The 16,599-nt window shown below is 54.7% G+C and carries 10 protein-coding genes; 7 read left to right on the forward strand and 3 right to left on the reverse strand.

Annotation, left to right across the window (positions count from 1 at the left end):
- Nucleotides 1-59: 59 nt before the first annotated feature.
- Entirely contained in the window at nt 60-4,514 is a 4,455-nt protein-coding gene (locus H8711_RS01755) for a glycoside hydrolase family 97 N-terminal domain-containing protein (RefSeq protein ID WP_249281812.1), read from the reverse strand.
- 265 nt (nt 4,515-4,779) lie between these two features.
- On the opposite strand from H8711_RS01755, the gene H8711_RS01760 reads away from it, so the two are divergent.
- The 6 genes from H8711_RS01760 to H8711_RS01785 all read left to right on the forward strand — a co-directional run bounded on the left by H8711_RS01760 (nt 4,780) and on the right by H8711_RS01785 (nt 13,881).
- Complete coding sequence (locus H8711_RS01760) at nt 4,780-5,055, forward strand: metal-sensing transcriptional repressor (protein WP_249281813.1); 276 nt, start codon at nt 4,780-4,782, stop codon at nt 5,053-5,055.
- Between the two features lie 115 nt (nt 5,056-5,170).
- Nucleotides 5,171-7,039, forward strand: a complete 1,869-nt coding sequence (locus H8711_RS01765) for a heavy metal translocating P-type ATPase (RefSeq protein ID WP_249281814.1) — start codon at nt 5,171-5,173, stop codon at nt 7,037-7,039.
- 332 nt (nt 7,040-7,371) lie between these two features.
- Nucleotides 7,372-8,031: a vitamin B12 dependent-methionine synthase activation domain-containing protein gene (locus H8711_RS01770; RefSeq protein ID WP_249281815.1), complete on the forward strand. Its 660-nt coding sequence runs from the start codon at nt 7,372-7,374 to the stop codon at nt 8,029-8,031.
- A complete protein-coding gene (locus H8711_RS01775; protein WP_249281816.1) occupies nt 8,021-10,381 on the forward strand; it encodes a homocysteine S-methyltransferase family protein in 2,361 nt (786 codons plus the stop codon). The genes H8711_RS01770 and H8711_RS01775 overlap by 11 nt, the downstream gene beginning before the upstream one ends.
- A gap of 3 nt (nt 10,382-10,384) precedes the next feature.
- Nucleotides 10,385-12,148 (forward strand): bifunctional homocysteine S-methyltransferase/methylenetetrahydrofolate reductase, encoded by a 1,764-nt coding sequence (locus tag H8711_RS01780; RefSeq protein ID WP_249281817.1) that lies wholly within the window; start codon nt 10,385-10,387, stop codon nt 12,146-12,148.
- Nucleotides 12,149-12,594: 446 nt separating this feature from the next.
- Nucleotides 12,595-13,881, forward strand: coding sequence for an O-acetylhomoserine aminocarboxypropyltransferase/cysteine synthase family protein (locus H8711_RS01785; protein ID WP_249281818.1), 1,287 nt, complete (start codon nt 12,595-12,597; stop codon nt 13,879-13,881).
- A gap of 104 nt (nt 13,882-13,985) precedes the next feature.
- On the opposite strand, the gene H8711_RS01790 is transcribed toward H8711_RS01785, so the two are convergent.
- The gene (locus H8711_RS01790; protein WP_249281819.1) at nt 13,986-14,417 is read right to left on the reverse strand and encodes an RrF2 family transcriptional regulator; all 432 of its coding nucleotides are present in this window, start codon (nt 14,415-14,417) and stop codon (nt 13,986-13,988) included.
- Nucleotides 14,418-14,652: 235 nt separating this feature from the next.
- Between H8711_RS01790 and cysK the strand changes: the two genes are divergently transcribed.
- The gene (gene cysK / locus H8711_RS01795) at nt 14,653-15,585 is read left to right on the forward strand and encodes a cysteine synthase A (protein WP_249281820.1); all 933 of its coding nucleotides are present in this window, start codon (nt 14,653-14,655) and stop codon (nt 15,583-15,585) included.
- A 321-nt stretch (nt 15,586-15,906) separates the two neighbouring features.
- Here cysK and H8711_RS01800 read toward each other — a convergent pair whose 3' ends face one another.
- Entirely contained in the window at nt 15,907-16,485 is a 579-nt protein-coding gene (locus H8711_RS01800; protein ID WP_249281821.1) for an abortive infection family protein, read from the reverse strand.
- Nucleotides 16,486-16,599 lie beyond the last annotated feature (114 nt).

Here is a 16,599-nt window from a genome sequence, read left to right on the forward strand (position 1 = left end):
CGCGGGGCGGCAGATGATCTGCCGCCCTGCGTTCTTATAAAAAGGGAAATTAAGAAAACTTAATCTTTGTTTCTTCTGCAAAGCAGAACCAACGCCGTGCCGCCCATTACAGCCGCCGCTGCAATCGCCATCGCAACGATCGTCCAGACCGGAAGACCTACCGCGGTCTCCGCCGCAGCCTGCACGCCGCCGATCGTCTCGTTCGCACTGTTCGCTTCGCCGGCAGGCGCCGCCGCGCTGTCGATGGTAGGCGCTACCGCCGCGCCGACTTCGCCGCCCGTCTCCGGGTTCAGATTGATGGCGCCGCTCTGTGCCGCTTGCTCGCCGTCCGCCATCGCAATCAGCTCCGCCGCGCTGTAGTGCACCGCGGATGCGTCGATCGCGTAATTGCTCAGCAGATATGCCTTTCCGCCGATCTCGATGTTCAGCTTCACGCCCTTCGCCGCCGCTGCATCGATCACCGTCGCCGGCGTCATCGCTCCGCTCTCCAGCGTCGCGTTTACTGTGCCGCCTTTGGCCGTGTTGTTGATCTTCTCGATGATCTCGTTCCAGTAATCGCTGCTTATAGAATTGTGAGAGGAACTTCCCGGCTTACGGTCAGGTTTTTTGCCCTCGCCCACTACCACTTTGACAGAGGCGGTGAACTGAGCATCATTTGCGAGGCCGTCGGTCAGCAGCAGGGTTCCAGTCAGGGTGTAGGCGCCATCCATATCCTTTTGATAGGCGCTGAGATTCCATTCGACCTCGAGGTCGGTGGTCGCACCATTTGCAAGGTCAACGCTGACAGTGGCAGGCAAGCCCAGCGCGTCCGCTGCGGTTCCCTTTGCAACAGCAATATTGTCCAATGTCTCGACAGATTTTACCTGCAACACATCCGAATCTATTGTGGCAAAAGGGATTACCTCGCCATTATAGGTGAAATCTTCCATAATTGCAGGGATATCGGTATCCGCTGTATTCGCACCTGCGCAGGCCATCAAAGTGATGGTCCACTTTTCGCCGTCTTTCAGAGCCAGCGTATGTTCCGCAATCTTTTCCCAAGTCGCATTATCCAAGCTATAAAAATGTGTGAAGACGTCTCCGTGCTTCTCCAGCTTGAGATATGCGGGCTGTCCCATATAGGTATCGGGGAGGCGGGGCTCATCAAATTTGCCATCAAGCAGAATTCCTTCAAAGATATTGCCGCCAAATCCCTTATGGTATCTGCGCCAGGTACCAACATAACGGTTGCTGTTGGCCATGACGGTGATGCCCGCTGTCATAAAGTTACCGGTAGGGGCAAAATCACACTTTACCGTTAGCGTGAAATCCTCGTCCTCAGGCTCAAAGGAGAGCAGATTCTTTACCGTACTTCCGCTGGGGGCCATCTCTCCGTTCAGCGGGTATAATGTCACGGAGGTAGCGGAATTCAATTGGAATTTGGGGTCTGGGCGCTCGCGCTTCCAGGGAGAGGTGAGCTGATAGCTCTTGTTGCGCACCACCGTGACCTTGCAGGGTGCGGTGTATACGGCTTCTGCACCGTCCATCGGAACAGTTACTTTCGCAGTGACGTAGGCGGTTCCCAGCTTATGGGCTGTCAGTATCCCGTTGCTGTCCACACTGACGATCGAATCGTTGGAAGAGGTCCACTCCACATAAGAGATATGCTCGCTCTCAGCCGGGGCAAACACCACTCTGAGTTGATCGGAAGAACCGTTTTGAATTTCCAGTGTAGACTGGTTCAGCGTCACATCTTCCGGCAGGATGGGCGTTTCTCTTACAAGCTTGACGGTATAGCCGCCATTCTCTTTCATCGGGATCGTCAGGGTGTCCGCCTTGGTCACCTTCTGAATCTCAAAATCGATGTCCCAGCGGCCCGCGCCGTCTTTGTACAGGTAGGCATAGTATTCTCCGTCGGAGAGGAAATCGAGTGGCAGTTCAGCCTCGCGCGCCTGGGTCGTAATGGCGGCTACATACCACTCCTCACCGTTGCGGCGGGCGATAGTGGCTGATTCGCCGGGTATGCCCTCGATGAAATGGATGTCATCCCAACGTGCGGGCATCTCTTCCATCAGGGTAAAAAGCTTCAGCCGGTGGTAAGTCTCCGCTTTATCAGAGGGACAGGGCAGACCGGTTTCATAGAGGATGTTCAGCGCCACTTTGTGGCCAGCCGTCACATTGCCGCCCAACTTGAGATCGATAGCGGGGTTGTAGTCCGCAGGACCAACAGCGGCCCTTGTAAAAACAAACATCGAGTTGAGATCCGCTTTGACGGTATTGTGTTCCTGCGCCTTGATGCCCTCGCGGGTGAGCAGATTCGGCCAGGTGCGAATTTCACCGGTAGGTTTGTTACAGCCATGGATGTCCAGCATCATGTGATTTTCTGCGCAAGCCTCGTAAATATCGTCGTAAAGTTTCATGCCCGCTTGAGATTCGTTATTGAAGAAATCGATTTTCATGCCCACGATGCCAAGGTCGGCCAGTTCCTTGATGAATTCCCGTTTTTTAGGGGTATTCAGGTCACCCGAAGCAACCCACGCCATAATTCCGATGCCCTTCGAATCGGCATACTCGATCATATCGGGCAGCCAGTCGGGGATGCCCTCCCAACGGAGTCCGGAGCCGGCAGAACCTGTGCGCGGCTGCCACCCCTCATCCATCAGGTAGTATTTCCAGCCGAATTCGGCCGCCACATCGATATACTTCTTGACCAATTCGGGGTCGCCCTGCGCCTCCTTGCCCGGGGTGACATACCAGGTCCAGGCGGTTGTAGCGGGTTTAATCCAAGAGGTATCCTCAATTTTACAGGGTTCGCTCAGGTTTTCAGTCATGGTGTTTTCCACAATCTCCTTGGCTCCGCCGATGATGGCAGTACGCCAGGGGGATGCCCACGGCGCCTGGGCCTCTACCGGTTTGTCCCCCTGCTTTTCGGTGAATTTTACATCCAAGCGATTGCCGGTGGCGCCCACCAGCACCGAGCCGGTGTAGGTGCCATTCAACGCCGCCTCGGTGAGCAACGCCCACTCGCCGTCCGGGGTACGGTAGAGCAGCGGCATATTATAAATCAGACCAACGGTGTCTTCAATTTTTCCGTTGATATACTCGTCCTCATAACAATGGCCTAAGCCGTAATATCTCATCATTGTTGTCTGGGAGTCGGCCGGCACCTGAAAAGAGGTCGCCTCGGAGGATATGGTAAACGACTCATCTCCATCGATCGCGTAACGAAACGCGATTCCGTCGTCGTAGGCGCGCACAATAACCTTCAGCCCGGCATCTGCTCCCTCCTTGGTGAATACAAAGGTGGATTCATTGCAGTGGTTGCGATACTCAGACTTTTTGCCCGATATCATCGGATAGGTCTCGTCAATCTCCGCATCAGTCCGGGATTCAAATGCTAAACCGCTTGTAAAGTCCCCCAGACTGGTGGTGAGACCCAGATTGGAAGTCTCAATGACTGTTTTTTCATCCGAGATCGTAATAAAATTGAGCCCCCCATCCGCCGTTTGAGTGAGCAACAGCTCAACATTTTCCGAAGGGGATGTCACGGACCAAGCATCCTCCAGAGAGGGCCGCACGGTCAGGGAAACATTCCCGCTTCTGACGATGCCGTCGACCTCTGCGGTCACAGTGATGATTGCCGTTCCTGCGCCAACCGCAGTGATCGTTCCGTTGCCGTCCACAGTGGCGACAACCTCTTTGTCGCTCGCAAAGGTGCAGTAATCCAGGATATTCTCAATCACATCGCCGTTGCGGCGCGTGCCTTCCACATCGATGGAAACGGTGCCGCCGATATCCAAAATATTTTCTTCCACAGCCGCGGAAAATTTCATAAAGTCCATTGGATCGGCGGTGTCCCCCTCCAGGCGGGCATCCACCCAGTCGCCCCAGTCGGTATTCTTGCCCTCAAGTTTACCGTCGGTCACAATCAGCGTCAGCTTTTTGGTGCCTGCGGGAATCTCAAGGTCTATCTCCGCTGCCGGCGTATTTGCGCGCATCAAGCCGCTGTCGTAGACGATCTCCCCATCCAGCTCAATTTGAAAGTTGCAGCTGCCCGCATTGGGGATGTCATCTTTTTTGGCCCTATAATCAACGCCCGCAGTAGCACGGAAGATGGTGTAGCTCAAATCGGAGATGTCGTAAGAGATGCGAGACGGCGCGTTGACGCCAAAACCGCGTCCATACTCGACGGCCTCTTCACCGTTCCATAGGGTGATCGGATATCCGCCCGGATTGGTGCCATCTGTCAGAACGATGCCCGAGCCGGTACCAGAAGTCGCTTCGATCCAGGGTAAATCAGCCAGCATAAGAGCGTCATCGGAAAATTGGGGTACATCCTCCGCAGTGGGGATCTTGTCCTCCCCTTCTGTCAGTAGATTCACATTCTCATTCGCATCGCTTTGAATTTCCAGATGGTTTGCCTCCACCCCCTCTGGAACCGCAACGACTTCTGCAAAAGTGCAGACGCTGCTGGCCAGCATGAGCTGAGTCGCTAGAATGATGCAGAGAAACTTTTTGCCCCATCTCATTTTCATACTTCTTCCTCCGTTCGTATGTTTTTCTCATAAAATGCGCAATAACAAAGTTTGTTTTGCGCATTATTACCATGAATTGATCTTATCACATCGGAGGAAAAAATTCATTACAGAAATCAATCAAAAAATATCGTTTTCCTGCTTTTTTCCCACTTCCCCGGCAACCATCTCGGAAACCGAGGGCTTTCCAGCCGGTCACTTGACAAACCCCGCGCTTTGCCAGATAATAATTCTTATACCCTCAGCGATATAGGAGGTTCAAAAGATGAAGCAATGTATGGACGCTGACAACCTGCATCGGCGCTTAAAAAAAATTATCGGACAGGTGCAGGCGATCGACCGGATGGTGGACGAGGATGTCCCCTGTGAAGATGTGCTGGCACAGATCAACGCTGCGAAATCCGCTCTCCATAAAGCGGGACAGGTGGTGCTGGAAGGCCATATCAAGCACTGTGTCCGGGACGGAATTGAACATGGCGACGCCGATCAGACAATCGCCAGCTTTACCAAGGCGGTGGAGCGCTTCGCAAATATGACCTGAAAGATTGGAAATAACCAGCCGTGAATTCGGCTGGTTTTCTTTTTTGCTGCTTGACACCCCATACCCCCATAGGTATAATATACCTATACCCCATACGGTATTAGGAGGCGTGTTTATGAAACGACTGGAAAAATTTTTGGAATGGGGCGGTGTCAAAAAGGACGTCACACTTTTGGCGATTTCAGCGGCGGCGCTCGTCATCAGCTTCTTTCACCTCCTGCCGCTCCCCTTTGACGCGGCATGGGTAGCGATCATCCTATGCGGCATTCCGATCATTTTGGAGGCCATCGTCGGCCTGATCACCGCCTTTGACATCAAGGCGGACGTGTTGGTATCCATCGCGCTGATTGCGTCCGTCATCATCGGTGAGGACTTCGCCGCTGGAGAGGTGGCGTTTATCATGCAGCTCGGCGCTCTGCTCGAGGATTTAACCGTTGCAAAGGCACGGGCGGGCATGGAAAAACTCGTACATATGTCGCCGCGCACCGCGAGGGTTCTCGTGGGAACAGCGGAAAACATCATCCCTGCCGAACAGGTCGCGGTGGGCGATCTGCTCCGCGTGCTGCCCGGTGAAACCATCCCGGTGGACGGCGTCATCCGGTCGGGTCAGACCTCCATCAATCAGGCGGTCATGACCGGCGAATCCCTGCCAGTGGATAAAGGGGTTGGGGACGAGGTTTCCAGCGGCACCGTCAATCAATTTGGTTCCTTTGATATGGAGGCTACAAAGGTCGGGGAGGACAGCTCTATCCAGCGTATGATCCGCCTTGTCCAGTCGGCGGATGCGGGCAAAGCAAAAATCGTCGGCCTTGCGGACCGCTGGGCGACCTGGATCGTCGTGATCGCATTGAGTGCGGCAGCGTTGACTTGGCTGATTACCGGAAAGATCATACGCGCAGTCACCATTCTGGTTGTATTCTGCCCCTGCGCCCTAGTGTTGGCGACACCCACCGCCATCATGGCCGCGATCGGAAACGCCACCAAGCGCGGCATCCTGGTGCGCGAAGGGGACGCATTGGAGCGGCTGGCCTCCGTCTCCAAGATCACGTTTGACAAGACGGGCACACTGACCTACGGAACGCCGCAGGTCGTGGCTGTCCAGAGCTTCCTGCCGGACCTTTCAAGCGATGCGCTTTACTCCTATGCAGCCTGTGCCGAACTGCGTTCGGAACATCCCCTGGGAAAAGCGATCGTGCGCTGTTATCACAGCTCATCCAAAGAAGAAATCCAGCCACCAGAGCGGTTCCAAATGCTGCCCGGCCGCGGAGTGCTGGCGGTCATCTCGGGAAAAGAGGTCATCGCAGGTAATGCGGAATTGCTGGAGGAGCGGAACATCCCCCTTGACCAGCGGTCGAACGAGATCGCAAATCAATACCTCAATGATGGCTGTACAGCGATCTATCTGGCCATCGACGGGAGGCCCGCTGGGCTCCTCGCTTTATCCGACACCTTGCGCCCCGAAGCCGCCAACATGGTCGCGCAGATCAAGCGGTCCGGCGTTTCCCCCGTTCTGTTGACAGGCGACCATGATAACGCGGCGCGGCACATTGCGAATCAACTTTGCATCGATGAGGTCTGTGCGAACTGTTTGCCCGGGGACAAGCTGGATTACATCGAGACAATGCAAAAGGAAGGCCGTCAGGTCTGTATGATCGGGGATGGCATCAACGACGCCCCGACCCTCAAAAAGGCATTCGTCGGGATTGCGATGGGAGGAATCGGCAGCGATATCGCAGTGGATGCCGCCGATATCACCCTGGTGAACGACGATATCAAAGAAATTCCGCACCTGTTGGCCCTGGCCAAACGGATGATGTTCACCATCAAATGCAATCTGATCTTTTCTATGGCTTTAAATTTAGTGTCAATCATTCTGGCCATGACTGGGGCGCTCAACCCGATCATTGGAGCGTTGGTGCACAATGCGGGCTCGGTTTTTGTCATCGTCAATTCGGCGTTTCTGCTCCAATGGAGGGAAAAATGACAGACCCTGTTTCTGAAATTTATCGAATCCAGCAGCCTTGACGCCCTTGTTGTACGCTGCAAACGGCCCGTACAGTCCCGAAAGATGGGGACTGCACGGGCCGTTATATTTTTGATCCGGTTGTGGTGTGCCGTTATCCCTGTAAGGAAAAGTCGAAAAAATGATGCTTTCAGTAGTGCAATCTGAGACCCAACGTGATAAAATAATTCAAATGATGTACTTTTTCTCCGCTGTATTTCTTGCTATTTCCTTTTCATAAAGCCATTTTTCCGATGTGAACAACAAGCGGAGCAGATTATGTCAACAGGAAATTTATATAAGGGGGAAAACTGGTGGAGCTGAATCTTGACGAGGCTTTGCGGTATTTAGGCGCAAAATCGCAGGCGCCCGAGCAGCTGCGCGCCGACGTGGCGGCCACGGCGAAAAAGTTGACATCCGCTGTGCAGCCCCGGTACACCTACCGTGTGTGTGCCCTCCACCGCACAAACCAAGGTTTCTTGCTGCCCGAGGTAAACCTCCTGCTGCCGGGGGCAGACGCGGCAAGGATGCTGGCCCAGTGTGACCAAGCTGTGCTGTTGGCCTGCACCCTCGGGGCACAATTCGAAACTTTGCTGCGCGCAGAGCAAGCCCGGGATATGGCGAAGGCGGTTATCCTGGACGCCTGCGGCAGCGCCTGGGTGGAGGCCGGATGCGACCAAGTGGAAAGCGAGCTTGCAGTTCGGCTGCCAGGCCGTTATCTGACCGACCGCTTTAGCCCGGGATACGGCGATCTGCCCCTATCTTTACAGCCTGAAATCTGTGCCGTACTGGACACCCCACGGCGATTGGGACTGCACGTGACGGAACATTTCCTGATGAACCCGTCCAAATCGGTGACAGCCATCATCGGCCTGTCCGACCACCCCCAGACCGCCCGCATACGCGGCTGCGCCCATTGCTTTATGCGAGAAACCTGCGCCCTGCGCAAGGGAGGAAAACATTGTGCAAACTGAACTGTTTCAAGATAAGATTTTGATTTTGGACGGGGGCATGGGCACTGTTCTACAGCAGCGCGGCCTGCCCCCGGGGGGACAGCCGGAGCTGCTGAATTTGACCCAACCGGAGCTGCTGGAGTCCATACATCGGGAATACATCGAGGCGGGCAGCCGGGTGATCTACGCCAACACCTTCGGAGCCAACGGCCTGAAGCTGGCAAAGACCGGCCACAGCGTGGAGGAGATCATCACCGCCGCTGTGACCATCGCCAAACGCGCGGCGGCGGACACCGGCGCGCGGGTGGCTCTGGATGTGGGCCCGCTGGGCGAGCTGTTGGAGCCCATGGGGACCCTGCCCTTTGAGCGGGCCTACGAGCTGTTCCAAGCGATGGTGCAGGCAGGCAGCAGGGCGGGCGCCGACCTGATCGCCATCGAGACCATGACCGACCTATACGAGACCAAGGCCGCTCTTCTGGCAGCCAAGGAGAACACCGGCCTGCCCGTGCTTGTCACCATGTCCTTTGAGGCGTCAGGCCGGACCTTCACGGGCTGTACCGTGGCATCCATGGCCCGCGCACTCGAAGGGCTGGGGGCCGACGCCATCGGCCTCAACTGTTCCCTGGGGCCCGACCTGCTGACCCCCCTGCTGAAAGAGCTGTGCGCCAACACCCGCCTGCCGGTTATTGCCAAGCCCAACGCCGGTCTGCCCGACCCTGTGCACGGCCACTACAATATGGGGCCGGAGGCCTTTGTTCAGGCGATCCTGCCCTGCGTGGAAATGGGCGTTTCCATCGTGGGCGGCTGCTGCGGCACCACGCCGGAATACATCCGCCAGCTCTCTGCCGCCCTGGAGGACAGGGAACCCGGTAACCGGAACTATCGAGCTGCTGGCTTTGTGTGCACGCCCTCCGCTCCCGCCATTTTGGACGGCGTGCGGGTCATCGGCGAGCGCATCAACCCCACCGGCAAAAAACGGTTCCAGCAGGCGCTGCTGGAAGACGATCTGGACTACATCCTGGATATGGCTGTCCAGCAGGAGGACGCCGGGGCGGATATTCTGGATGTGAACGTGGGTTACCCCGGTGTGGATGAGGCGGCCATGTTGCCCCGGGTGGTGAAGAAGCTGCAAAGTGCGATTTCCCTGCCCTTGCAGCTGGACTCCTCCAACCCCGACGCGCTGGAGGCTGGCCTGCGGGTGTACAACGGCAAGGCAGCGGTCAATTCGGTCAATGGTGAACAGGCGGTGCTGGACCGCATTCTGCCCATCGTAAAAAAATACGGCGCGTCTGTGGTGGGCCTGACCTTGGATAAGGACGGCATCCCGCAGACCGCTGAGGGTCGCGTGGCGATCGCCCGGCGCATTTTGGATGCCGCTCTGTCCTACGGTATCCCCAAAGAGGATGTGTGGATCGACTGCCTGACCCTGACGGTCTCCGCCCAGCAGGAGCAGGCTGCGGAGACGCTGAAGGCCGTGCAAACAGTGCGGGAGACCCTGGGGCTGCAGGTGGTGTTGGGGGTGTCCAACATCTCCTTCGGCCTGCCCAACCGCGCCCTCATCACCCAGAATTTTCTGATTCAGGCCATGCACGCTGGCCTGACCCTGCCCATCATCAATCCCAACCAGAAGGAGATGATGGATGCGGTGGCGGCCTTCCGGGTGCTATCCGGAGAGGACAGGGAATGCCGCGCCTATGTGGCCCGGTTCGCGGGGGAAACGCCCGCCGTTCAACCAACTGCGGCGCCTGGGGCACCGACCCTGGACGACGCCATCATCCGCGGCCTGAAGGCGGAGGCGGGGAAACTGGCCCGGAGGGCTCTGTCAAACGAAAGCGAGCTGGCCTTGGTGGAAGGTCATCTGATTCCCGCACTGGACAAGGTGGGCGAGGAATACGAAGCGGGCAGGTTGTTCCTCCCCCAATTGCTCAGCGCTGCCCAGGCCGCCCAGGCGGTTTTTGAAGTGATCCGAGACTCCATCGCCAACAGCGGCGGCGCGCCCATGAAGAAGGGGAAACTCATCGTTGCCACCGTGCAGGGCGACATCCACGATATTGGCAAGAACATCGTAAAAACGGTGCTGGAAAACTACGGCTATGACGTGCTGGATCTGGGCCGGGACGCGCCCCCAGAGGACATCGTCAGGGCTGTCACCGAGCAGGATGTGGGCCTTGTTGGCCTGTCCGCCCTGATGACCACCACTCTGCCCGCCATGGTGGAGACCGTGCGGCTATTGCGCAAGCTGCCCAAACCTCCGGTCACCTTTGTGGGCGGTGCAGTGGTGACGCCGGAATTTGCCCAGCGGATGGGTGCTGACTACTACGCAAAAGACGCCCGCCAATCGGTGGAGATCGCCAGAAAGGTTCTGGGATAAGCAATGGATATTCGTACCTACTTCGCGCAGGGTGCTCCCCTGCTGTTCGACGGTGCTATGGGCACCTATTTCGCCTCTCAGCCTGGCCGGGCGGAGGAACGCTGTGAGCGGGCTTGCCTGACCCGCCCGGAGGAGATTCTGCATATCCACCGCGCCTATCTGGAGGCCGGATGCAGGGCCATCAAGACCAACACCTTCTCTGTCAGCGCCGACCTGGCCGATGGGATGGATGAAACGGCGCGGGACATCGTGGACGCCGCCTGCCGTCTGGCCCTGCAGGCGGCCGCTTCTTACGGCGCTTATGTATTCGCCGATCTGGGCCCCGCGCCCCTGGACCGCAGCCGCACTCCGGCGGAGGTTTATCAGACGCAGGCCCAGTGGTTCCTGGACCTGGGCGTGACCCACTTTGTAGCGGAGACTCTGTCCGATGACGAGGGCATCCGGGAGTTTGCCCATTGGCTGAAAAAGCAGTGCCCGGAGGCGTTCCTGATGGTCTCGTTCGCGGTGGGACATGACGGCCTGACCCGGGCGGGGCGCTTGGGCGGCGACCTGTACCGCCGCACGGCTCAGATAACCGAGGTGGACGCTGTGGGCTTCAACTGCGTTTCCGGCCCCCACCATTTGCTGGAATACATCAAAACACTGGAGCTGAGCGGCAAACCCCTCGCCGTCATGCCCAACGCCGGTTATCCCACTGTGCTGGGCCGCCGCACGGTGTTCCAAGGGCAGCCCGATTATTTCGCTGGACAGATGGTTCAGATCGTCCGGGCGGGCGCGTCCATCGTGGGCGGCTGCTGCGGCACCACGCCGGAGCATATCGCCCAGACAGCGCAGGCTTTGGAAAAACCACTGCCTAAGGCCTGCCCTGCCGCGCCGGAAAAGCGGCCGAAACTCACAATGGATGTGTCAAACTCCCTCTGGGAGAAGCTGGAGGCGGGCAAACATGTCATAACCGTGGAACTGGACCCACCAGCGGATGACAACAGTGAGGGCTTTCTGGAGGACGTACAGGCCCTGCGGGATGCCGGCGCCGATACCGTAACCATTGCAGACTGTCCCATTGGCCGTCCCCGGGCGGACAGCAGCCTGCTGGCCTGCAAAATCAAGCGGGAGCTGGGCATGGAGCCATTGCCTCACCTGACCTGCCGCGACCGCAATATGAACGCCACCAAAGCTCTGCTGTTGGGCCTATCCATGGAGGGCGTACATAACGTGTTGCTGGTCACCGGAGACCCCATCCCCACTGAGGACCGGGATGAGGTCAAGAGCGTGTTCAACTTCAACTCCCGCAAGCTGGCCCGCTTTGTCAGCGTGCTGAACGAAAGTACCCTGCGTGCGTCCATGCGTATCTACGGCGCTTTGAACCTGAACGCCCGCAATTTTGAAGTGGAGCTGCGACGGGCACAGGAAAAAGAGGAGTGCGGCGTGACTGGATTCCTGACCCAGCCAGTTCTGTCTGCTGAGGCGCTGGACAACCTGAAGCTGGCCCACGCGACCTTGCAGGGTAAGATCTTGGGCGGCATCTTTCCCGTGGTCAGCCACCGCAACGCCTGCTTTCTAAACAACGAAATTGCCGGTATGCGGGTATGCGACGAGATCGTCGCCCTGTATGAAGGTAAAGATCGCGACGCAGCTGAAGACCTGGCGGTAACTATTTCCACGAGGATTGCCAAGGAGATTTTTCCGTATACCGACGGGTTTTATCTGATGACTCCATTCCGCAGGGTAGCGCTTATGGAGCGCATCATTAAGAATATTCAGCGATAGCGAGCCTGACCAAACAAGAGCAGAACCTCTCTTGAGACAGTCCCATTGAGTAAAAAGGGGCCATTCTGAGCGAATGGCTCCTTTTGTACATTCTACCAGATGTTCCAGGAAATAAGTTGATAGCACCGATGAAAAAAGCAAAATTACCTATTGACTCTATAGGAAATAAGTGCTATTATAATTCCCATAAACAAATTTATTTAGTAGGTATTCAAAAGGAGGTATGCTGCATGGCCACGCTTCTGGAACTGTTACTGCGCAGCAATTTTCGATGCGGACGAATGCTGAACTCCCGGGCACTGGATTTGGCCGGGTGGGTTGGCATACCCGTCACTCACTCTATTATGATTTGATACGATCATGCATGGCCATATCTCTTTGTCCGGGAGCGAGTGTCGCCCCGGTTTTTTTGTATCCAAAAATAAAAAATAAAAGAGGTATCCACCATGAGTAGCAATTATAAATTCGAGACTTTACAGCTTCATGTCGGCCAGGAACAGCCTGACCCCGCTACTGATTCCCGCGCAGTTCCTATTTACCAGACCACTTCCTATGTGTTTCGCAACTCTGCTCATGCGGCGGCTCGTTTCGGGTTGGCAGATTCCGGAAACATCTACGGCCGACTGACCAACTCCACCCAGGATGTCTTGGAAAAACGCATTGCAGCTTTAGAGGGTGGCGTGGCGGCCCTGGCCCTGGCATCTGGCGCTGCCGCTATCACCTACACCATCGAGGCATTGGCCCGTGCTGGCGACCACATTGTGGCTCAGAAGACCATATACGGCGGCAGTTACAATCTGCTGGCTCACACGCTTCCCCAGTACGGCATCACCGCCACTTTTGTCGATGCCCATGACCTATCGGAGGTGGAAACCGCCATCCGACCCAACACCAAGGCCATCTACCTGGAGACCTTGGGCAACCCCAATTCTGATATTCCGGATATCGATGCCATTGCCGCTATCGCTCACAAGCACGGCTTGCCCCTGGTGATTGACAACACCTTTGGTACCCCCTATTTGATCCGCCCCATCGAACACGGCGCGGATATCGTGGTCCATTCCGCCACCAAGTTCATCGGCGGTCACGGTACGACTTTGGGCGGCGTCATCGTGGATTCCGGCCGGTTCGACTGGAAGGCCAGCGGCAAGTATGCCCCCATTGCGGAACCCAATCCCAGCTATCACGGCGTGTCCTTTGTGGATGCCGCTGGTCCCGCGGCTTTTGTTACTTACATCCGCGCCATTTTGCTTCGCGACACCGGCGCTGCGATCTCGCCCTTCAATGCTTTCCTGCTGCTCCAGGGCGTGGAGACCCTCTCCCTGCGCCTGGAACGCCATGCTGAAAACACCAAGAAGGTGGTGGATTTCCTGGCAAATCATCCACAGGTGGATCATGTGAACCATCCTTCCCTGCCTGACCACCCCGATCACGCACTGTATCAGAAATATTTCCCACATGGCGGCGGCTCCATCTTTACCTTTGAGATCAAGGGCGGCCAGGAAGAGGCGCACAAGTTCATCGACAACTTGGAGATTTTCTCTCTGCTGGCCAATGTGGCGGACGTGAAGTCTCTGGTCATTCATCCAGCCACTACCACTCACTCCCAGCTTTCTCCTGAAGAACTGCTGGATCAGGGCATCAAGCCCAATACCATCCGTTTGTCCATCGGTACCGAGCATATTGATGATATCCTTGCTGACTTGGAGAAGGGCTTTGCCGCTGTGGGGTAAAAGCGGAAGCGGCCCTATTCGGTAGTTTATAACCAGGGCGTTTATTCTCAGAGCAGTAAAAAGCCAGTAGAAGAATTCCCCTACTGGCCCCTTGCCCCTAAAGGCTAAATTACATAAAAATCTCCCGCTGTACCTGATTTCATCAAGTCAGTAATCGTAATACCATCCAGATATTCGTTAATGATCTTGGCAAGGCCCTGCCACATCGCAAGTGTGCGGCATTCTGCCATATGTGGACAGGATTCCGGCCCCTGATCGATGCAGGATACCGGCGCCAGTGAATCTTCTGTCAAGCGGAGAATGCCACCCACTGTGTATAAATCAGGCGACTTCGTCAGCTTATAACCGCCCCCCTTACCGCGCAGACCGCTCAAGAGGTTCGCTTTGACAAGGAGCTTGACGATACTCTCCAGATATTTTTCTGAGATGTCCTGACGCCTGGCAACTTCCTTCAATGGGATATATCCCTCGATCTGATGCTCCGCAAGATCAATCATAACCCGCAGCGCATACCGGCCCTTCGTAGAAATCAGCATTTTGTAACCTCCCCCATTAAACCTATTATACCGCATGGTTAATAGGAAAATCAACGATATCCCCTGAAAAAGGCTTGCATTTCTTGATAAATGGTGTTTATTAAGCATACCATGCGCTAAATTTACTAGAAAAGTCAGTATAAAAGTGATGATTTGCTTATCCCTATTTCGATGTTATTCATTGGGGTAGCGGTTAACAATTACAAAAACAGCATGCTATTAGGAGGAATTGACAATGAGCAATATCTACACTTCTGCCGACCAGCTGATCGGTAAGACCCCGCTGTTGGAGCTCGTCCACATTGAACAAAATGAAGCTCTCGAGGCCAATATTCTCGGTAAGCTCGAATACTTCAATCCTGCAGGGTCCGTCAAAGACCGCATTGCCAAGGCAATGATCGACGATGCTGAGGCCAACGGAAAGCTGAAACCAGGCTCCGTTATTATCGAGCCCACATCCGGTAACACCGGTATCGGTCTAGCTTCTGTAGCTGCTGCCCGAGGGTACCGTATCATTATTGTCATGCCGGAAACCATGAGCGTGGAGCGCCGCCAGTTGATGAAGGCTTATGGCGCCGAACTGGTGTTGACTGAAGGCATCAAAGGCATGAAGGGGGCCATTGCCAAGGCGGATGAACTGGCGAAAGAGATCCCCAACAGCTTCATCCCTGGTCAGTTCGTGAATCCCGCTAACCCTGCTATCCATAAAGCCACTACCGGTCCTGAAATTTGGGAAGACACCGACGGCAAGGTGGATATTTTTGTGGCGGGTGTTGGTACCGGTGGCACGATTACCGGCGTAGGCGAATACCTTAAGAGCCAAAATCCCGATATCAAAATTGTAGCGGTGGAACCAGCAGATTCTCCTGTTTTGAGCCAGGGGACGGCCGGTGCACATAGGATTCAAGGCATTGGCGCAGGTTTTATACCTGATGTGCTAAACACGGGAGTCTATGATGAGATCATTCCTGTAACCAACGATGACGCCTTTGCCACTGGCAAAAAAATCGGTAAAGCCGAGGGCATTTTGGTGGGTATCTCCTCAGGCGCCGCAGTGTGGGCAGCCATCGAACTTGCCAAACGACCCGAGAACAAGAATAAGACCATCGTGGCTCTGCTGCCGGATACCGGTGATCGTTATCTCTCTACTCCGCTTTTTGCCGACTAAACAAGTCTCTTTTATTTTTGAAGAAAACCCGCAAAGCCCTATAATACAGGGGTTTGCGGGTTTCTTTGATTATTCCCACTCGCCGAATGAAATCCTTTTCTAAACTTTTTTGTATAGCGGATTTGATTCGGTGTTATTTATTTTGATACAGATTATCCTTATCCTATGGTCTATCCGAAATTCTGCTATCAAAAAGCTATCACCCCGGTGCTATCAACGATTATTCTTGATAAGGCTGTGCGGGTGGCTTGGATGTATTATAGCATATATTCAGGTGCTTTTCCAGATGAAACCCGATTTCTACAAAGTATTCCTTTATCACTAAAATGGGACTTCGCTGTCCGGGTCCACGAACAATTCACCTTTTCCCCAAGGAATTGTTTCGACTGCCTTGCTCTTCTCTATGTTATCAATAAACATGAGTGTGTTTGCAATTACCTTAATCGCATACTCGGCTTCTGCCTTTTGCAAAAGTTGATTAGGATGAGCAGCACTTTTGCTATTTCTTAAATCATTGTATTTGGTGAAGATGTTGATGGTATTCCTTATTGCTACCACACAAAATTCGGATTCAAAGTAATTCTCTCGTTCATACCATCCTTTTAGTTTGGCAACAAGAGAATCAAGCGAATAATGATCGCCTTTTTCGTCAGCAATAGCAATTTCGTGTTTCTGGCAGATTTCTCGTATATACTTAGTCGCAAATGTATGGAGCTGATCTATGACCAATTCAGGCTTTCCTGCTTGGACATTTGACTCTATGTCACTTAATATTAGTTTTAGATCTGTAGATTCTTGTGCCGGTAAAGAAACTTCCGATGTTGATTGGAGCCGTTTAATTATATCTTCAACCTGCCGATAGTCATAACTATCTTCATCGCTCCAATAATCAGTTCCCATTGCGAAACAAAAGTATTCAGACAATGAGCGCAAAAGCTTAGCAACAATTTGTGGGTTACAATCGCTTCAAATTTTCTCTACACATTTTTGCTGCGATAAATCTTTATATGGTTT

This window comes from Ligaoa zhengdingensis (genome assembly GCF_014384885.1).
GTDB lineage: Bacteria > Bacillota > Clostridia > Oscillospirales > Ruminococcaceae > Ligaoa > Ligaoa zhengdingensis.